The 18496-nt window shown below is 54.3% G+C and carries 18 protein-coding genes and 1 other annotated feature; of the genes, 1 reads left to right on the top strand and 17 read right to left on the bottom strand.

What is annotated here, in order from left to right:
* Positions 1-30: 30 nt before the first annotated feature.
* From leuS to RAC89_RS20915, 17 genes are all read right to left on the bottom strand, one after another.
* Positions 31-2481, bottom strand: a complete 2451-nt coding sequence (leuS, locus tag RAC89_RS20995) for a leucine--tRNA ligase (protein ID WP_306615626.1) — start codon at positions 2479-2481, stop codon at positions 31-33.
* Between the two features lie 57 nt (positions 2482-2538).
* Positions 2539-2774, bottom strand: a binding site (T-box leader).
* 292 nt (positions 2775-3066) lie between these two features.
* Positions 3067-3888, bottom strand: coding sequence for a class I SAM-dependent DNA methyltransferase (locus RAC89_RS20990; RefSeq protein WP_306615625.1), 822 nt, complete (start codon positions 3886-3888; stop codon positions 3067-3069).
* 12 nt (positions 3889-3900) lie between these two features.
* The gene (locus tag RAC89_RS20985) at positions 3901-4800 is read right to left on the bottom strand and encodes a CvfB family protein (RefSeq protein WP_306615624.1); all 900 of its coding nucleotides are present in this window, start codon (positions 4798-4800) and stop codon (positions 3901-3903) included.
* Entirely contained in the window at positions 4797-5144 is a 348-nt protein-coding gene (gene rsfS / locus RAC89_RS20980) for a ribosome silencing factor (RefSeq protein WP_284638646.1), read from the bottom strand. The genes RAC89_RS20985 and rsfS overlap by 4 nt, the downstream gene beginning before the upstream one ends.
* A 49-nt stretch (positions 5145-5193) precedes the next feature.
* Positions 5194-5772 carry a bis(5'-nucleosyl)-tetraphosphatase (symmetrical) YqeK gene (gene yqeK, locus RAC89_RS20975; RefSeq protein ID WP_306615623.1) on the bottom strand — a complete coding sequence of 193 codons (579 nt, stop codon included), beginning with the start codon at positions 5770-5772 and terminating at the stop codon, positions 5194-5196.
* Entirely contained in the window at positions 5762-6349 is a 588-nt protein-coding gene (locus tag RAC89_RS20970) for a nicotinate-nucleotide adenylyltransferase (protein WP_306615622.1), read from the bottom strand. The genes yqeK and RAC89_RS20970 overlap by 11 nt, the downstream gene beginning before the upstream one ends.
* 30 nt (positions 6350-6379) lie before the next feature.
* A complete protein-coding gene (gene yhbY, locus RAC89_RS20965; protein ID WP_284638643.1) occupies positions 6380-6673 on the bottom strand; it encodes a ribosome assembly RNA-binding protein YhbY in 294 nt (97 codons plus the stop codon).
* Between the two features lie 35 nt (positions 6674-6708).
* Positions 6709-7566: a shikimate dehydrogenase gene (aroE, locus tag RAC89_RS20960; protein ID WP_306615621.1), complete on the bottom strand. Its 858-nt coding sequence runs from the start codon at positions 7564-7566 to the stop codon at positions 6709-6711.
* A gap of 28 nt (positions 7567-7594) precedes the next feature.
* The gene (gene yqeH / locus RAC89_RS20955; protein ID WP_306615620.1) at positions 7595-8716 is read right to left on the bottom strand and encodes a ribosome biogenesis GTPase YqeH; all 1122 of its coding nucleotides are present in this window, start codon (positions 8714-8716) and stop codon (positions 7595-7597) included.
* An 8-nt stretch (positions 8717-8724) separates the two neighbouring features.
* On the bottom strand, positions 8725-9219 hold the full coding sequence (locus RAC89_RS20950) for a YqeG family HAD IIIA-type phosphatase (protein WP_306615619.1): 495 nt from the start codon (positions 9217-9219) through the stop codon (positions 8725-8727).
* A 117-nt stretch (positions 9220-9336) separates the two neighbouring features.
* A complete protein-coding gene (locus RAC89_RS20945) occupies positions 9337-11553 on the bottom strand; it encodes a transglutaminase TgpA family protein (RefSeq protein ID WP_306615618.1) in 2217 nt (738 codons plus the stop codon).
* Positions 11550-12800, bottom strand: coding sequence for a DUF58 domain-containing protein (locus RAC89_RS20940; protein WP_306615617.1), 1251 nt, complete (start codon positions 12798-12800; stop codon positions 11550-11552). Before RAC89_RS20940 ends, RAC89_RS20945 begins: the two co-directional genes overlap by 4 nt.
* A 2-nt stretch (positions 12801-12802) precedes the next feature.
* Complete coding sequence (locus RAC89_RS20935) at positions 12803-13762, bottom strand: AAA family ATPase (protein ID WP_306615616.1); 960 nt, start codon at positions 13760-13762, stop codon at positions 12803-12805.
* Between the two features lie 287 nt (positions 13763-14049).
* The gene (gene spoVAE / locus RAC89_RS20930; RefSeq protein ID WP_284638636.1) at positions 14050-14415 is read right to left on the bottom strand and encodes a stage V sporulation protein AE; all 366 of its coding nucleotides are present in this window, start codon (positions 14413-14415) and stop codon (positions 14050-14052) included.
* Complete coding sequence (spoVAD, locus tag RAC89_RS20925; RefSeq protein WP_306615615.1) at positions 14412-15431, bottom strand: stage V sporulation protein AD; 1020 nt, start codon at positions 15429-15431, stop codon at positions 14412-14414. The genes spoVAE and spoVAD overlap by 4 nt, the downstream gene beginning before the upstream one ends.
* Entirely contained in the window at positions 15432-15914 is a 483-nt protein-coding gene (spoVAC, locus tag RAC89_RS20920; RefSeq protein ID WP_284638634.1) for a stage V sporulation protein AC, read from the bottom strand.
* 30 nt (positions 15915-15944) lie between these two features.
* Positions 15945-16808: a DUF421 domain-containing protein gene (locus RAC89_RS20915; protein WP_306615614.1), complete on the bottom strand. Its 864-nt coding sequence runs from the start codon at positions 16806-16808 to the stop codon at positions 15945-15947.
* A 421-nt stretch (positions 16809-17229) separates the two neighbouring features.
* Here RAC89_RS20915 and RAC89_RS20910 point away from each other — a divergent pair, with 421 nt between their 5' ends.
* Entirely contained in the window at positions 17230-18492 is a 1263-nt protein-coding gene (locus RAC89_RS20910; RefSeq protein WP_306615613.1) for a glucuronate isomerase, read from the top strand.
* The last annotated feature ends 4 nt before the right edge of the window (positions 18493-18496 follow it).

Here is an 18496-nt window from a genome sequence, read left to right as displayed (position 1 = left end):
AAATTTCGGACAAGCCCGCGATATTTTTATTTATCCGACAACAATGTTAACCAGCTTGCCTTTGACTGCGATCACTTTGCGAACGGCTTTGCCGGACATCGCTTCCTTCACCTTATCCAGCCCCATCGCCAGCTCCTGCATAGCTGCCTCATTCGCATCTGCGGCAATCGTCAGACGTTCTACAATTTTCCCGTTCACTTGAACGACAATCTCTACCTCGTTGTCTACCGTCCAAGCCTCATCATATGCCGGCCATGCCGCATAGGTGATCGTGCCCTGATGTCCCAATCTGCTCCACAGCTCTTCCGCCAAATGCGGCGCAATCGGGGACAGCATTTGAGCGAACTGCTCCATTGCCGCCTTCGGCAGGCGATCCGTCTTGTACGCTTCGTTAACGAAAATCATCAACTGGCTGATCGCCGTGTTGAAGCGCAGTGCATCGTAATCCTCCGTCACCTTCTTGATCGTACGGTGCCACACGCGCTTAAACGCCTCGCTGCCAAGCTCCTCCTCGCTGCTAATTCGGGAGTTCAAGCTGCCGTCCTCGCTCACAAACAAGCGCCAGATCCGGCTTAAGAAGCGGTGCGCGCCGTCCACGCCGTTCGTATTCCAAGGCTTAGTCGCCTCCAGAGGTCCCATGAACATTTCGTACAGACGAAGCGTGTCGGCACCGTAGCTGTTCACAATCTCATCCGGATTGATGACGTTGCCGCGGGACTTACTCATCTTCTCCATGTTCTCGCCCAGAATCATCCCTTGATTCACGAGCTTATAGAAAGGCTCCTTCGTAGCAACGACGCCGAGGTCGTAAAGCACCTTATGCCAGAAGCGCGCATACAGCAAGTGAAGCACCGCGTGCTCGGCTCCGCCGATGTACAGGTCAACCGGCAGCCATTTCTTCTGAAGCTCCGGAGAGCAGATCTCCTTGTCGTTCTTCGGGTCGATGAAGCGCAAGTAATACCAGCAGCTGCCTGCCCATTGCGGCATCGTGTTCGTCTCACGGCGCGCCTTCATGCCGGTTTCCGGGTCAACGGTGTTCACCCAATCCGTCACATTCGCCAGCGGCGATTCTCCCGTACCGGACGGCTTGATTTCATCCACATCCGGCAGCAGCAGCGGAAGCTGATCCTCCGGCACCGTCTTCATCGTTCCGTCCTCCAGGTGAAGGATTGGAATCGGCTCGCCCCAGTAGCGCTGACGGCTGAACAGCCAATCACGCAGACGGTAGGTGACCTTGCCTTGGCCTTTGCCGTTCGCTTCCAGCCACTCGATCATCCGGCTGATCGCCTGTTCATTGGTCAGTCCGTTCAGGAAGTCGGAGTTCACATGCTCGCCGTCGCCTGCATAGGCTTCCTTGCTCACATCTCCGCCCTTCACAACCTCTACGATCGGCAAATCATACTGCTTCGCAAACTCCCAGTCGCGCTGGTCATGTCCCGGTACGGCCATAATGGCTCCGGTGCCGTATCCTGCCAGCACATAATCGGCAATCCAGATCGGTACCTTGGCACCGCTCACCGGGTTGATGGCATAAGCGCCGGTGAATACTCCCGTTTTTTCCTTGGCCAGATCCGTCCGCTCCAAGTCGCTCTTGCGCGCCGCGCGCTCCTGATATTCCTTCACGGCAGCCGACTGCCCGGCAGACGTGATGCGCTCCACCAATTCGTGCTCCGGAGCAAGTACGCAATAGGTCGCACCGAACAGCGTGTCCGGACGGGTAGTAAATACCTTGAGGCTGTCTGACTCAAAGCCTTCAATAGCAAACACCACCTCGGCGCCCTTCGATTTCCCGATCCAGTTGCGCTGCATATCCTTAATGCTCTCGGACCAATCCAGCTCCTCGAGATCCTCAAGCAGGCGCTCGGCATACTCAGTAATCTTGAGCACCCATTGACGCATCGGCTTGCGAATGACCGGATGGTTGCCGCGTTCGCTTAAGCCGTCAATGACTTCTTCGTTGGCCAGCACCGTTCCGAGCGCAGGACACCAGTTTACCGGCACCTCGTCTACATAAGCAAGGCCCTTCTTGTACAGTTGGATGAAAATCCACTGCGTCCACTTATAATAATCCGGATCGGTCGTACTGAACTCGCGGTCCCAATCATAAGAGAAGCCCAGCGATTTGATCTGGCGGCGGAAGTTATCAATGTTCTTGAAGGTAATATCCCGCGGATGCTGACCCGTATCCAATGCGTGCTGCTCTGCCGGAAGACCGAACGCATCCCAGCCCATCGGATGCAATACGTTGTAGCCGCGCATACGCTTGTAGCGGGATACGATGTCCGTTGCCGTATAGCCCTCCGGGTGCCCGACGTGCAGCCCCGCTCCGGATGGATAGGGGAACATATCCAGCGCATAAAATTTCGGCTTGGAGTCGTCGTCCAGCACCTTGAAGGTTTTGTTCGCATCCCAGTATTGCTGCCATTTCGGTTCAATAACCAAGGGGTTATACCCTTGCTGTTCCTTCGTTTCTTGTGTCATACGTTTCATCCTCCTCTATCTGCTCAACAAAAAAAGCCCCTCATCCTCTAGCTCACCGCTAGGGACGAGAGACTGGATCTCCCGTGGTACCACCCTAGTTAGCAGCGGGCATGCTTTGCCACTGCTCACTCTGACCCCTTAACGCAGGGCTTACGATCGGGCTAGCTGACATCCAGCAGCTTCACCTTCTGGCTCCAAGATGAGTTCACACCTCGCTATGACCGGCTTGCACCCTTGCACCGGCTCTCTGAAGCATAGCGGACAGCGCTACTATTTCTTATCACAGCTTCATCATGTGTAACTTTATTAGATTATATGTAAAATCCTCCCGCAGTGTCAAGTGTATCCTGCAGAGAGCCGTACTTGTTTTCCTAGTTTAGCCATGCCCTTGTTTGGTCATACTGCTAGCATAATACTTTCACACAAGGAGCCAGACCGAATGAACGGGATCATCAACGGAATCGCCTTATCGCTTCCTCTATGGGGCATCATCCTCTGCATCGTCCATTTGCTGATACGGCTTTCCTCGTAAAGGATACTTTAGGCGGATAAGACGGAGCCATGCCGTCCTGGCCGTCATTCGCTTTATTTTACCGCAACAAAAAACGCCCGCTGCGTATGCTCCGTCGCTTTAGACCACGTAAAGTCTCCGTAACATTCCACCTCGCGGAAGCCGGCCTCGCGCAGCCGCTCTTTCACCCATCCGAGATCGTACGCCCGCTGCACATGAAGCTCCTCCACCCGATGAAACCTTGGTGTGACCGCATCGTCCGAGCCGTATTCGAGAGAGCTCTCTTCCCGGACAAAGATCGTCAGCTCATGCTCGATCTCACATTTACCAGGATCGAAATCGCATGTCCAAATGTAAGCCACATCATCGTCGTTCAGGAAGTAGGGCTGGCCTTCCGCATAAGATTGCAGCTGGTGCCGGGTATGCATGTCGAAGCAGAATACTCCGCCATCGCGCAAACCTGCATAAGCTTGCTTAAAGGACTTTACCAGCTCCTCTTCTTCCGTCACATAGTTCAGACAGTCACAGAACGAAATCACAGCGTCGACCGGTCTTCCCAGCTCCCAATCCCTTAGGTCCTGCTGCAGCCAGGTAACCGAACCGCCCGCAGGAAACTTCCGCTTCCCATCCTCCGCCTTCTGCTGCGCAATCGACAGCATGTCCTCCGACAGGTCAATGCCGAACACTTCTAAGCCCTGCTCCGCGAGCGGAATGGAAATCGTCCCCGTGCCGCAGCCCAAATCCGCTACCGTCCGAGGCATCCCATGCTTCTGCCAGCACTGCCTAGCAAAGGCCAGCCATTCCTCGTAGGGCATATCCTCCATTAAACGATCGTATATGTGAGCAAATTGTTCATAAGCCATGAGCATCCGTTCCTCCTTTGATACAAAAAGCAACCGGCTCCCGTGCTACTCGGAAACCGGTTGTTCCTTGTCCTGCTTCAAATAAGTCCAGCTGCCTTCCTGATACACCAGACCTTCCTTAATCAGCTTACCCATGGCCCGTTTGAAGGCGGATTTGCTGATGCCGAAGCGCTGGCTGATCAAATCCGCGGGCGTTTCGTCCGAGTACGGCATCGCTCCGTTCGGACGCTCCCGCAGAAAGGCCAGAAGCTTGTCGGCATCGTCCCCTCTGCCATGCTCCTTCGCTTGACGCATCGTCAAATTCACGTTGCCGTCCTCCCGCACGAAGGAAACCCGTACCTTCACGGCTTCGCCCAGCCTTAGCAGCTGTGTGCGCTCCGAAGCATGAATCATGCCGATGACGCCGAAGCCAACAACGCCTCCGTCGCATACCACGAAGGTGCCCATCTGCAATGGCTTATAAACACGGGCATCGACCCACTTGTTTCGCCAGCTCGCCGGAGCCGGAAAGCAAAGCGGACGAAGCTCCTCTTCCCCGGCCACCTTGGCGACGAGCCGGCCTTGCCGGTCATGTGCCAGCTTGATAAACACCTTGTCGCCGACCTGAGGTCTCAGCTCATGAAGCTCAGGGAGCTCCTTGAACGGAAGCAGCAGGTTGCGGCCAAGCCCCATTTCCAGGAAACAGCCGAAGCGCGGATGCAGATCGACGACTTCAAGCAGCGCTACTTCACCCAGGGTGACGAGAGGCTTTTTCATCGTGGCGGCAAGCCGATCCTCCGTATCGTAGAACAGGAACACTTCAACCTGATCGCCGACCTGTACCTCTCCCACCGTCTCGCTATAATGCAGAAGCACGTCATGATCTCCCGTCGACAGGAAATAACCGTGGGGTGACACCTCTCGGGCTATTTCCAGCTTGACAAAGGTACCTGCCTCCAGTCTCATACCCGCTCTACCACTTTCGCGTCGGACCATAGCCTTTCGATGTTGTAATACTCCCGATCGTCCCTATGGAATACATGAACGACGACATCGCCCATATCGAGCAGCACCCAGCGCGCCGTATCCATCCCTTCCATGCCGCGGATTCTTACCCCCTGCTCCTCGGCTTTTTTGCGGATTTCCGTAGCGATCGCTTGTACCTGAGTTTCCGAGTTCCCGTGACAAATCACGAAGTAGTCGGCAATGAGCGAGATACCCCGCAAATTCAAGGTTACCAGATTCATCGCTTTCTTGTCTTCCGCCGCGTCGACCGCGAGTGTCATCAACTGTTCTGGCGTTATGGTCATTAAGCTTCCTCCTAGAAAAATGAATATGTAAATGTCACACCTATGAGTCCTATAGCTTCTCCGCTTCTTGGATCTCCTCAATCAAACCGTTACGTGCAAGCACCGTCAGCGGGTAAATCCGTTTTCCTTTTTCCAGCAAAAATGAGATGGTGCCGTCAAAGCCGGCAACCAGTGCCTTCTCTACACTATGTTCGGCGATTTCACGAATATTATTCACACCCGGAAAGTCTCGGCCCGGCTCGATATAGTCAGCAAGGCACACAATTTTCTCCAGCAGGGACATGCCGATTCGTCCGGAGGTATGATATCGGATGGCATGTAACACATCCTCATCCGTGACGCCATATCGCTCCTTGGCTACGATGGCTCCTGCCGGCGCATGCCAAAGCTCTTTATCGTAGTCCAGCCAATCCCCGGGGTCACTGACGTCCCGAAGCGTCTTCGCTTGCTCCTCCACCGGCCAGTACTTACATACGTCATGCAAAATGGAGGCAAGCTCCGCTTTCTCCGGGTCTGCGCCATACTGCCCGGCCAGCTTCACGGCCGTCTGCATCACTCCGAGCGTATGCTCCCAGCGCTTAGCCGGCATCTGGAAACGGACGGATTCGATAAGCTCCTCACGCTTCATACAACCGGTTCACCTCGATATATTGTTGTACCCGATCCGGCACCCAGTAACGAATGGATTTGCCCTGCTGCCTGCGATTCCGAATCTCCGTTGAGGAGATGTCCATCTGCGGCATGACTGCGGCAACGACAGCGTTCCGAATGGCATCCGGCAGCTCAGACGGATTCACCCGGTAGCCCGGGCGCTCCAGCCCAATGAAGGTAACGAGCCGGGCGAGCTCCTCGATCTTGTACCATTTCGGCAAATAACCGACCATGTCCGCCCCGATGATGTAATAAAAATGATGCTCGGGATACTCCGACCGAAGCTGGGTTACGGTGTCAATGCTGTAGGAAACGCCGCCCTTGCGAAGCTCAACATCCACCGGCTTGAACCCCGGCTGGCCTTCGACTGCGAGACAGACCATCTCCCAGCGCTGCTCGGCCGAAGCTCCCTGCGTCCTGGGTTTATGCGGAGGAACATTCGTGGGCATGAACCATACCTCCTGAAGTCCTTCCGACTCCAACGCGCTTTGGGCCGCCATCAGATGACCGTTATGAATCGGGTCAAACGTTCCTCCCATTAGGCCGACCTTCATCCTTCTCCCCCGCTCCCGTACGATCCGGAACTACTCCGGAAGCTCGATTGTCTTATGCTCCTTCGATTCTTTGTACAGCACGACAATTTTACCGATCAGCTGTACGAGCTCCGCTTCGGCGCCTTCAGCTAGCTGCTGAGCTACCTCAGCCCGGTCCTCCATAACATTGTTCAGAATCGTCACTTTAATGAGCTCACGTACCTCCAGAGCCTCGTTGATATGACGGATCAGATGATCGTTCACACCGCCCTTGCCTACCTGAAAAATCGGGTTCAGATGATGCGCCTGCGAACGAAGATAACGCTTTTGCTTGCCTGTTAACATGTTGTCCTGCCTCTATTCTCTCGTAATTTGTCCTTTTAATCGGTGAACGATTGTACAACGACTTCCCTCATCGCCGCAATCGGAGCCGGCTGCCCCGTCCAATACTCGAACGCATAGGCGCCCTGATATATAAACATGCCCAAGCCGCTATGTATGGTCGCCCCCTGCCGCTCGGCTTCACGAAGGAAGCGCGTAGTCAGCGGATTGTACACGAGGTCGCTTACGACCGTACCCGAACTGATCAGCGAGGTATCCATAGGAACCTCATCGACGTTCGGATGCATGCCCAGAGAAGTATTGTTCACAATCAAGGCAGCCTCTCCGGCGGCACCGGCCACTTCGTTCAGGCCGAGACCGATCGTCTGGCAGAAGGAGCTCATCGAAGCAGCCAGCTCCACCGCCTTTTCTTTCGTCCGATTGGCAATATACAGCTTCGAAACGCCTTCCTTCGCGAGCGCATAGCCGACACCTCTTGCCGCGCCACCCGCTCCGAGCATCAGCACCGTTCGGCCTTGCAAATCGATGCCTGTCTCTTCCTTCAGCGAACGGACGTAGCCGATCCCGTCGGTATTATAACCGATCAGCTTCCCGCCCTCGTTCACAATCGTGTTCACCGCTCCGATGATCCTTGCGCCTTCGTCAATCTCATCCAAGTAGGACATGACCTCCACCTTGTGCGGGATGGTCACGTTGACGCCGCGGAACTGAAGAGCGCGAATGCCCGCTACGGCATCCTTGAGCGTCCCGGGCAATATATGAAACGCAGCATATGCCGCATTGAGCCCCGCTGCCTCGAATGCACGATTCAGCATGATGGGCGACTTGGAGTGCCGAATCGGATCGCCGAATACACCGTACATGGTCGTATAGCTGTTGATTTTCCCCTGGTTCATTGCTTATCCTCCCCGTTACAGCCTGAAGCTAAATCAGCGATTCTCTAACCGCTACCTTTACTCCCTTAGGTGCATGGATCACAAGATCCGCTCCGGCCTCCCCGTTAACCTTCACCCAGCCTAAGCCGGAAATCGAAATATCCTGCTGCGTTCCCTTCGGAATGCGAATGGCATGTTTGGTCAGCGGCGGAAGCTCCTCGAGATCCGCGGCATTCGGCGGCGTTAGGAGGGTTCCCTTATGCTCCGCATACAGCTCATCAGCCCGCTCCAGCTTCGTCCGGTGGGCTCCGATGGCGTTCGAGAGGTAGAAGGTAAACGACTGACGCTCTCCTTGTACAAAATCGAAACGGACCAAGCTTCCGAAGAAGACCGTCTGTTTTGCGTTCAACTGATATACGAGCGGTTTAACCGGCTTGTCCGGCATCAGCTTTTGCAAATCCTTCTTATCGACAAGCTCCGTTAAACGGTGCTTGTAGACAATGCCCGGCGTATCGATGATTTCCGTTCCGTCATCGAGCGGGATGCGGACGAGATCCAGCGTCGTGCCCGGGTATTGCGATACGGTCAGCTCGGCCTCCAGATCGCTGTAATCCCGGATAAGACGGTTGATGAGCGTGGACTTGCCGACATTGGTGGCACCGACGACATAAATATTTTTGCCGTCCCGGTATTCGTCCAACGCTTCCAGCACCCGCTCGAAGCCCATATTCTTCTTGGCCGAGCAAAGCACGACCTCAACAACCTTCAAGCCCGCTTCCTTCGCTTGGCGACGAACCCAGTTGACAAGACGGTTCATATTCGTCACCTTCGGCAGCAGGTCGATCTTATTCACCACAAGCACAATCGGATTGTTCCCGACAAAACGGGAAAGTCCGCTGATCATGCTGCCTTCAAAGTCGAAAATATCGACGATATTGACCACGAGCGATTCCGTCGATCCGACATGGCTCAAGAGCCGAAGAAAATCGTCCTGGTTCAAGGTTGCGCTGGAAGCCTCGTTATAGTTCTTGATGCGAAAGCATCGCTGACATATGATCGGGTCCCTTTCCAGGGCCTTCTCCGGCACATAGCCGATGCGGTCCGCATGCTCGGTCTGTATGGAGACCCCGCAGCCTGCGCAGTTTTTTTTATCCGTAAGCATTTCCGTCATCTTGCATCCTACCTCTTCATAAGCGTGATGGCTTTCTCGATATTGCGGTTCACGATCTTGGTGAACAGGCCTTCGTCCTTCAGCTCGATGGGACTGACCAGGATCGTATGCAGTCCGAGCCGGTTGCCGCCTAACACATCGGTCAGCAGCTGATCCCCGATCATAATCGTCTGCTCCGGCTTCAGGTTCATCATGTGCAGAGCTCTGCGAAACGATGCGCCGATCGGCTTCTTCGCCCGGTAAATAAAAGGCAGGGACAGCGGCTCTGCGAATGCGGACACGCGTACCCGGTGATTGTTCGAGACGATCACTACCTGGAAGCCGATTTGACTGACAACCTTCAGCCAATCGATCAGCTCGGGTGTTGCCAGCGGCGCCTTCGCCCCGACCAGCGTATTGTCCAAATCCGTAATAATACCGCGAAATCCCTGCTTAAACAATGTATGCAGATCTATATCGAATATCGTTTTGACCTGCTCATCTGGCTTCAGCTTCTTGAGCAATAACGTTCACCTCAGGATATTGGCTTTCTACGTCAAACTATACCATAATTGTCCTTTTTGTTGCAAAAAAAGAGGCCGGCCCCATAAGCGGTTATCTTATGGAGCCGCCTCCTGCTTCTACATCTGCGACCGCAGCTTCTCCACTATCGAGGCGGTCACCCTGTAATCCTCTTCCGTCACTTCCGCTTTACTGTACTTGGCCTTCTCGAACGTATTCAGCACGCTCTCGAGATCCGCCGACATCCATTTGCTCTGCTTCGTCCAGCGGCGAACCGCTTCCCGCAGCGTTTCGTAATCCTCGCGCACATAGCCGTTACGCCTCAGGATACGCAGCATCCGCTCGCACTCGACGATGATTTTTTGCTTCAGCAGAGAGGCCCGGCGTCTCCTAGCACGCTCCCGAAGCAGCTCCGGCACTTGGAATCTCCAAGCGAGGAATGCTGCAACAGCTGCAGCTGCGGCAACCATCCCGCCGTAAGCCACATGATGCGGCTCCACGACAGAAGCCTCAGGCGCAGTGTCCTCCGGCGTTGTTGCGGCTTCTACCGCCAGATCCGGCTGCAGCTCAGGCGCAAGCGTAGCCCGTGGCAGCACGAATCCGGCCGTCGGCTCGAACGGCACCCAGCCGTAACCGCTGAAGTACACCTCAACCCAGGAATGCGCATCGGAATTGCGCACGGTATAGACGCCGCCGGCATCCGGATCGAGCGCCTCCTCCGGCAAAAAGCCTAGCAGCTCCTCGTCAATGAGCGTGGTGCCGGAAGCATAGCCCTTGACCCAGCGGGTCGGCAAGCCTACGGACCGAGCCATGACAGCCATGGCCGACGAGAAGTAGTCGCAATAGCCTTCCTTAATTTCGAACAGGAACCGATCGACGAAGTCACGGCTGCGTCCTTTGGAAAGGTCCGGCTGATTGTTGTAAGGAAACGAGGATTGCAAATATTGCTCAAGGAGCTTCGCCTTATCGTAAGGCGTCGCTCCGCTTTTCGTAACATCCGCCGCCAGCTGGCGCACTCGTGCCGGCAAGCCTTCCGGCAGCTGCAGATAGTCGGCAAAGTCCGTTTTGTTCGGTACGTCAGGCGCTTTGCGCAGCAGCTCCTCATCGATGACAGGCATTTGGGATACGACCTGATACGTTTTGGGAAACGGCTGCCGTTCGTTGTATTGCAGCTCCGCTTGCTGGGCCGTCCACTGCATCGCTTCAAAGCCGGTCTTGGCTCCATTGATGTCCGTCACCTTCTGAATGGAGAAAGCTCCGAATAACACCGGATATTTCTCCTCGTTCATCATGGTAACGGTCTGGGTGACCTCTACCGTCTGAAGCTTCCCTGCAGGCTGCCTGCTGTCCGCCGGCAGCACACTATCGGCCCTGACGGCAACGGATGCCGCCCGCCGCTCCGAATCGCTCTCTTCCCAGCCACGGCCGGAATAAAGAGATCGAACCTCCCCGCGCCAATAGCTCCGATGAGTCGTATCAACCGTCATAACGGGCGAATAATCGAACTGGAAGCCTCCGCCAAGCGAAGAGTCGTTCCTGCTGTAGCCGGAGGAGGAATCCCCTGCGAGGCCCGGAGCAACGAGCACGCCTTTGCCCGTGGTGAAGTTCATCGGCTCGCCTCGCAGCTGTCTCCACGCCGTGTACGGATCGGTCATGAGCGGCCCTACCTCCGGCATAAGCGCTCCAGCCGTTACAGTGAGAATCAGCCCTATAACCGGAATCGCGATGGAGGACGGATATTCGGCCAGGTAGCCCCATGCAGACGGGTCCTTCCGGCGAAGCTGCGAGAAATGACATAGGATCAGCAAAAACAGCCCAGAGCCTACGACAAACGCAACCTCGGTCCACAAATAAATCATGGAAAAGGAATCGCGGATACAGAGCGCCATAACACTAATCAGCATTAATGCGTAAACCCGCCACTTGACTTCGACCCACCAGATGACTGTGAGATAAACCACCCATGTGCCTAGGCCGAACCATAAATAAGGCGTCAGCTCGTAAAGGTTCAAGAAGAGCTTGGAGGAAAAGAAGCTGCCGAGCGTCATCGGCTCGACGACCTTAAACCTCTCCAGCACAGCCACGTTAATCCAGATCACGGAGATGAGCTGCAGCCCTCCTCTCAGAAGCCAGTGCAGCTTCGGCACATGCTCCCATACAAAGGTAGCGAGCAGAACAAGCTGAACAATCAACACCGTTTCGGGCAGCCAGACGCCGTCCTCTTTGGAAATCCACGAAACAAACTGGAGCAGAAACACCCCGCTTAGCAAAACGGTCAAGCGATGTGTCCAATCGGTAAAAAACAGCTTGCGCAGTATGCTTTTCGACTCCGTCATACGGCACTCCGACCTCCTAACGCCACCGGCAATTCAGCCAGCGAGGAGATGGCATAGCCCGCCATGCCTCTGCTTTGAAGCTGCTTGAGCCAAGCTTCTTTCCCTTTGAGCTCCGGTCCGATCCAAAAATGACAGGGATTCAGCTGCATCTGCTTCAACCACCCCATAATCTGAAGCATCGGCTCCCCGGATACCGGCGTAATGAGAGCAACGAAGCTCCCTGGCGCCATGTCCTGCACCTTCTCCTTCAGCACCTGGCGCATCGTATAAGCTCCGTCGGACTCCACCTCCACACAGTGCTGCATAACGGCCTTCAGCTGATTTTGCCCGAGCTTGGGCTCGAAATAAACGTCGTCCGACCCGTGCGAGACGAGGCCGAGCGACAGACCGCGGTGCGCCCCGTATTGGAACAACGAAGCTGCCACGGAGACGGATAGCTCGAATAGCTCTTCGGCTTCGTACGCCCGCTGCTGGCGATCAAGAACCAAATACGTCTTAGGCAGCGATTCCCGCTCAAATTCCTTCGACTTCCACGTGCCCGTCTTCGCCGTTGCATTCCAGTGGATCCGGGACAAACGGTCCCCGTAAATATATTCACGTACGCCGTTGATTTGGGTTGTTTCACGAACCGCCCGGGTGGTCGTCGAGTGATGGTTCGTTCCCTTCATCATCTGGTGGAACTGCTGCCACTCGCGAATCGGTACGGTTTGCGGCAGCACGGCGATCGTCTGCGGCAAATCAAGAGCTCCGCTATGCTCGAAAAGCCCGAATATATCCTCCGTCACGCACTCGGTCCGGCCGAAGGAATACATGCCGCGGCGCAGCGCGGGCGTTTTGTACTCCCACTGTCCCCGGCGCCGCCAATCCGGGACGATCGTCGTTTCAAAGACAAGCTCAATGCCATTCTTATGCACGAGCCGATCCTTCACAAAAATATAAGGCATCGGCCAAAAGCCGGGGATTTGCAAATCTATTGCAACTCCGACTGAGCTTCCGGCCTCAATGGTCGTGCCGTACTCACTGCTGCTTAAGGTGCGGTGACCCTGAGTCCGCTTAATCCCGCTCCACTGTCCGAGCAATAAATAAATACTAAGAAGAGTAATGATGACAAACAGCATGAACGCCAGCTTCCCGCCCTGAAACAGCAGGAATCCCAAGCTGCCCGCGAAGGCCGCGAGCACGCTCCAGAATTTCGCGCTGAGCCGCGGACGTTCCGCTTGGCCATGAGCGAAGATGGATTTCATCATGATTATTTCTCCCACCGGACAGGCACTCGGACCTGCTGAAAGACGGACTGCAGCACCGTGCCTACCGTCGCCCCTTCCATTCGAGCTTCCGCCTGCAATATGATTCGGTGCCCGAGGACATAGGGAGCAAGGAACTTAATATCGTCAGGAATGACATAATCGCGTTCCTGCAGCAGCGCATACGCCTTGGAAGCTTGAACGAGCGCCATGGTCGCGCGGGGACTGGCGCCGAGGTAGATCGAAGGATGCTCGCGCGTAGCTCGAACGATACTGACCAAGTAACCGGCCACGGCTTCCTCCAAATGCACCTGCTTAACTTGCTTTTGCAGCGCCAAAATCTGATCCACCTCCGCAACCGCTTCCAGTTCGTCGAGCGGGTGCACAATGCTCTGGGATACGATCATCCGGGTTTCCGTCGCTTCATCGGGATAGCCTAGGCTGAACTTCATCATGAACCGGTCCAGCTGCGCCTCCGGCAGCATATAGGTGCCTTCGAAGTCGATAGGGTTCTGGGTCGCCAGCATCAGGAAGGGCTTCGGCAGCTCGTGCGTTTCTCCGTCTACTGAGATATGGCGCTCCTCCATCGCTTCCAGCAAAGCGGATTGAGTCTTGGTAGTCGCCCGGTTGATCTCATCGGCAAGCAGGATGTTTGTCATAATCGGTCCCGGACGGAACATAAACACCTCATCCTTCGGATGGTAGATCGAAACTCCGGTAATATCGGTAGGCAGCAAATCGGGATTGCATTGTATTCTACGGAACTGGCCGCTGATCGATTTGGCCAAAGCCTTGATCAGTACCGTTTTGCCGGTTCCGGGCACATCTTCCAGCAATACATGACCGCCGCCGATCATCGCCGTCAGCAATAACTTAATTTCGTCGGTTTTCCCGAGGATGCATGATTCCAAATTCGTTTGAATGCGCCGCAGCGCTTGCACATCTTCTTTCAACATGGTTTCCATCGTCTCCAGCCTCCCCGTAAGATCATGCACATCATGTCCATAACATCTACTACGTAATAACCGTCCAAAAGGTTTTCCATTCCAGCTGCGGGCAGACTCCTAGAAGCTTACTCTCCATTTTACAGCAACGAAAAAACGCCGTATACGTGTAAAAATACTGAAATTGTTTGTATAATTACACATTTATGCCATATTTCCCGCGGCTTTCTGTGATTCCTACGGAAAAGAGCCCCAAAGCACCGCTTAGCTTAGGCGGTTCCTTTGAGGCTCTCGTAATGGTTTTGTCGTTATCCTTGTGGCTTGAAGACCAGCGCTGCAAGAAAGGAGAAAATGATCGCTGCCGAAATACCTCCGCTGGTCACCTGAAAGATACCCGTGATAATACCGATCGGACCGCTGCGCTCCAGCTCGGACATGGCCCCGTGCACCAAAGCATTGCCAAAGCTTGTTATCGGCACTGACGCTCCCGCACCGGCAAAAGCGATGAAACGGTCGTACAAGCTGACGTCGCCGACCCAAATGCCGTCGACAATCGCACCCAGCACTACGAGCGTACTCATCGTGTGCGCCGGAGTCAGCCGCCCGACGTCCATCATCAGCTGCCCAAGAACGCAAATGGCTCCTCCACATATAAAAGCCCATAGAAATGTCATTCGTAATGCCCCCCGCTTTCTATAGCTACTGCATGTGCGATACAAGGGATGCTCTCCCCTTGCTGGAAGGACAGCGGAGAAAGCAGTGCACCCGTAGCAACGACCAGTACCCGATGCAGCTCGCCGCGCTTTAGCTTTTTCAGAATATGACCGTACGTTACTGTTGCCGAGCAGGCGCAGCCGCTTCCTCCGGCTTGCACCGGCTGATTCTCAACGTCAAAAATCATCAGGCCGCAATCGCGAAATCTCGTTTGATCCATGGCCACCCCTTGCTCCTTCAAGAGATCGCTGGCGATATCAAATCCGACCTTGGCTAAATCACCCGTCACAATAAGATCATAATAGCCCGGCTCACGCTCAAAATCGCGGAAGTGAGCCGTAATTGTATCCACCGCCGCCGGTGCCATCGCGCCTCCCATGTTGAAGGGATCCTTGATGCCTAAGTCAACGATGCGGCCGATCGTAGCGCCGGTCACCACAGGCCCCCGGCCCTCCTTGGCAATAATCGCCGCGCCAGCTCCTGTGACCGTATACTGCGCAGTCGGCGGCTTCTGAGAGCCGTATTCGGTCGGATAACGGAATTGCTTCTCCGCCGTGCTGTTATGGCTGCACGTTGCCGCCATCACATGGGTACCGTAGCCTCCGTCCACAATCATCGAAGCAATCGCCAAGCCCTCCATGGATGTGGAGCAAGCGCCGAAGATCCCAAGGTAAGGAATTTTCATCGAACGGACGGCGAAGCTGTTGCTGATGATCTGATTCAGTAAATCCCCGCCCACATAAAACTGTATCTGATCATTGGATAACCCCGAGTGTTCGACAGCGAGCTTGGCCGCCTCCTCCAGCATGACCTTCTCAGCCTTTTCCCAGCTCGCCTGGCCGATGATATTGTCCTCGTGCACCACATCGAACTGATCGCCAAGCGGACCCCGGCCTTCCTCCGGGCCGACCACCGTTGCCGCACTAAAGATGACCGGCTTATTCCGAAACTCCCAGCTTTGCTGACCCTTATGCATTTACTTCCACCCCATCCCCAGTGCAAGATGTACAAGAGCAATGAAAAACGCCGCGACCGTACCATAGACAATGACGGACCCTGCCAGCTTAAACATGTTCCCCCCGACGCCGAGAACCAGCCCCTCGCTGCGATGCTCTATGGCTGCGGAGGACATGGAATTGGCAAAGCCTGTAACCGGTACGGCAGTACCTGCGCCTGCCCATTGGGCGATTTTGTCATATACACCGAACCCCGTTAGTAAAACCGAAATGAAAATCAACGTGGCCACCGTCGGATTATTTGCCGTTTTCTCCGAGAAACCGAACCATGAAATATACATCTGCGTGATGCACTGACCAAGAAAGCAAATAAAGCCTCCAACCAAAAAAGCCCGAACGCAGTTCATGAAAACAGGCCTTGCCGGCTCCTTCTTCTTCGCAAACGCCTGATATTCCTTATGCGACCAATTCAATGAACCTTTCGATTTTGTTTTCGTCGCCATACCGATCCTACTCCTTCTCTCGTTCTTGGTTTAACGGGATTCGTCAGGTGTCATGCCTGCAATAAGCTGTTTGAGTCGTTCCGCTTGCCTAGCATACTTCTTCATATCATCTTTTGGAGGTGCGGAGGCATCGCGATATTTCAGCAGCTCCGCTTCACATGCCTGCATTGCTTCCAGGAGCGTATCCTTAGTTGCCGTCTGGACTGAATCCGCCTCGTCATTGTACAAGTCAATGTAAAGCCCTCCATCCGTATCCAACTGACCGAAGAAAACCTGATCTAACGTAAGGTTTAGCTTGTCCAGCTCCTTTAGGACCCATTCCCGTGTCACGCCAATTTTAGCTAAAGTGTCGTCCATCAATTCTCCGTCTTGAATTAAGGTATGCGGTGAATGCACTGCCTTAACCGGAAGCTTAATATCATTTGGAGTAAGGGGCTGGTTTCCTTTCTTCAGCATGACACTCACTTCACCGCTTGGCTCCAGCGTTGCAAATTCCACATCGGCCACCCGAAACGTATTTTTTTTGCGCAATTCCTCAAGCAGCTCGTCGATGGTCAAATGTTCTTTCAGCAGATTTTTGTCAATAATTTTACCTTTATCAATAAGGACTGTCTCTTTCCCTTCAAAAAGCCATCGAAGCCACTTGCTGTGAAGAGTGAGCTTCTCTATCCATAGGGGGATAAGCGTCCAAATCAGAATTGCCGCGAGGCCGTGAAAATAGTGCGCTTCAAGCTCCGTTGACATAAACCCGGCCAGCTCGCCCAAAGTGATCCCGGTGACATATTCAAAAAAGCTAAGCTGGGAAATCTGCTTTTTCCCGCGAACGCGCGCCAGCACAAACAAGATGACCAAGGCTCCTAAGGAACGGATGACTATATTTAACGTACCCTCCACGGCTAGAGCTCCTTTACAGACTCAGTAATCAATGCAACAACAATAATTATTTGCTAAAAGCGTCTTGGTTATTTAGTGGATAGGTTTTACTTTACTTGGAAACCCGTCGGAGCAATGAAAAAGAGCCCTTCGGAGACAATTCCGCAAGGGCCGATTCAGTTTCCCGGGCAATTACAAGGCAATCAGCAATAAAATCACGAGCAGGATGAAAAGCACTAAGGCCATCACTGCATAGCTTTGAGCATGCATACGAACCGCTCCCATCAGGCGATTTAAATGTTCAACTAATCACAGCGTATGCAGCTTCGAAAAAAAAGGGCTGTGCACCTGCCTATCTCTATACCATGGATTGGCAATCGTGTTATAATAACGTCATTGTTCACGTTAACATAATCTTATTTTGCAGGAGGCGTCATCATTTATGAGTATTCAGTCGAAGGATCAGCTGCTTGAGTTTGTTCATGAAGCCGTTCGGAATACCCCGGTTACCGACATTCACACTCACTTATTCGCCGAGTCGTTCGGGGAACTGCTGCTATGGGGGGTGGATGAGCTGCTCACCTACCATTACTTAATTGCGGAGACGTTCCGCTACAGACAGGATTTATCCTATGAAGACTTCTGGCAAATGACCAAGCGGGAACAGGCGGATCTGATCTGGCAGACGCTGTTTATCGAGCACACCCCTTACAGCGAAGCGTGCCGCGGGGTCGTTACGGTATTGAACCGGCTTGGGTTCGATGTCGGCAAGCGGGATTTGGAGAAGTATCGCTCTTATTATGCCCATGTGAGTGCAAGTGAGTATATCGACAGAATTCTGGAGCTTGCTAAGGTAAAAACCGTCGTCATGACGAACGATCCGTTCGACGCGTACGAGCGAGAGCGCTGGGCTGAAGGGGGATCCGTTGATCCCCGTTTCTTGGCGGCACTGCGGATTGATCCGCTGCTTAATTTATGGGACGGCACTTGGCCGAAGCTGGCCGAGCAGGGCTATGATGTGAAGGAGGATCTGTCCGGATCCACGCTTGCCGAAATACGCCGTTTCCTGAAGGACTGGATCGCCCGGATGAATCCGCTCTACATGGCCGTATCGCTGCCGAATGACTTTGCTTATCCGGAGGATTCGGTTCGCGCGCGCATTATTGACGAGTGTATTATTCCTGTAGCCCGCGAGGCGGCCATCCCGTTCGCGATGATGATCGGCGTGAAGCGCAAGGTCAATCCGTCGCTTAAGGATGCTGGAGACAGCCTTGGCAAAAGCGATATCGGAACGGTAGAGCGCATCGTCAGCAAATATCAGGATGTGAAGTTTCTCGTCACCATGCTCTCCCGCGAGAATCAGCACGAGCTTGCCGTCACGGCGAGAAAAAACCGCAATCTGCTGATCTTCGGCTGCTGGTGGTTCTTGAACAATCCGAGCTTGATCGAGGAAATTACCCGCATGCGCTTCGAGCTGCTTGGCGGCAGTATCATTCCGCAGCATTCGGATTGCCGGATCCTGGACCAGCTGTTATACAAGTGGGACCACTCGCGCGGCATCATTGCCAAGGTGTTGTACGACAAATATGCCGATCTGTTCGACGCCGGCTGGCGTCTTGAGGAGGACGAGATCAAGCGGGATGTAGAAGATCTGCTGGGCGGCACCTTTTGGAAGTTCCTCGGAAAGCCGGATCCTGCTGCATAAGCTT

The organism is Paenibacillus sp. GD4 (assembly GCF_030846225.1).
GTDB classification, from domain to species: domain Bacteria; phylum Bacillota; class Bacilli; order Paenibacillales; family NBRC-103111; genus Paenibacillus_G; species Paenibacillus_G silviterrae.
The sequence above is the reverse complement of the archived record's forward strand: the minus strand, read 5'-3'. Positions and strand labels throughout refer to the sequence as shown.

Excerpts from the sequence above, each read along its gene's own strand:
- leuS (WP_306615626.1), bottom strand. The coding sequence starts at position 2,481 with ATGACACAAGAAACGAAGGAACAGCAAGGGTATAACCCCTTGGTTATT.
- RAC89_RS20985 (WP_306615624.1), bottom strand. The coding sequence starts at position 4,800 with ATGAGACTGGAGGCAGGTACCTTTGTCAAGCTGGAAATAGCCCGAGAG.
- rsfS (WP_284638646.1), bottom strand. The coding sequence starts at position 5,144 with ATGACCATAACGCCAGAACAGTTGATGACACTCGCGGTCGACGCGGCG.
- yqeK (WP_306615623.1), bottom strand. The coding sequence starts at position 5,772 with ATGAAGCGTGAGGAGCTTATCGAATCCGTCCGTTTCCAGATGCCGGCT.
- RAC89_RS20970 (WP_306615622.1), bottom strand. The coding sequence starts at position 6,349 with ATGAAGGTCGGCCTAATGGGAGGAACGTTTGACCCGATTCATAACGGT.
- yhbY (WP_284638643.1), bottom strand. The coding sequence starts at position 6,673 with ATGTTAACAGGCAAGCAAAAGCGTTATCTTCGTTCGCAGGCGCATCAT.
- aroE (WP_306615621.1), bottom strand. The coding sequence starts at position 7,566 with ATGAACCAGGGGAAAATCAACAGCTATACGACCATGTACGGTGTATTC.
- yqeH (WP_306615620.1), bottom strand. The coding sequence starts at position 8,716 with ATGACGGAAATGCTTACGGATAAAAAAAACTGCGCAGGCTGCGGGGTC.
- RAC89_RS20945 (WP_306615618.1), bottom strand. The coding sequence starts at position 11,553 with ATGACGGAGTCGAAAAGCATACTGCGCAAGCTGTTTTTTACCGATTGG.
- RAC89_RS20940 (WP_306615617.1), bottom strand. The coding sequence starts at position 12,800 with ATGATGAAATCCATCTTCGCTCATGGCCAAGCGGAACGTCCGCGGCTC.
- RAC89_RS20935 (WP_306615616.1), bottom strand. The coding sequence starts at position 13,762 with ATGGAAACCATGTTGAAAGAAGATGTGCAAGCGCTGCGGCGCATTCAA.
- spoVAE (WP_284638636.1), bottom strand. The coding sequence starts at position 14,415 with ATGACATTTCTATGGGCTTTTATATGTGGAGGAGCCATTTGCGTTCTT.
- spoVAD (WP_306615615.1), bottom strand. The coding sequence starts at position 15,431 with ATGCATAAGGGTCAGCAAAGCTGGGAGTTTCGGAATAAGCCGGTCATC.
- spoVAC (WP_284638634.1), bottom strand. The coding sequence starts at position 15,914 with ATGGCGACGAAAACAAAATCGAAAGGTTCATTGAATTGGTCGCATAAG.
- RAC89_RS20910 (WP_306615613.1), top strand. The coding sequence starts at position 17,230 with ATGAGTATTCAGTCGAAGGATCAGCTGCTTGAGTTTGTTCATGAAGCC.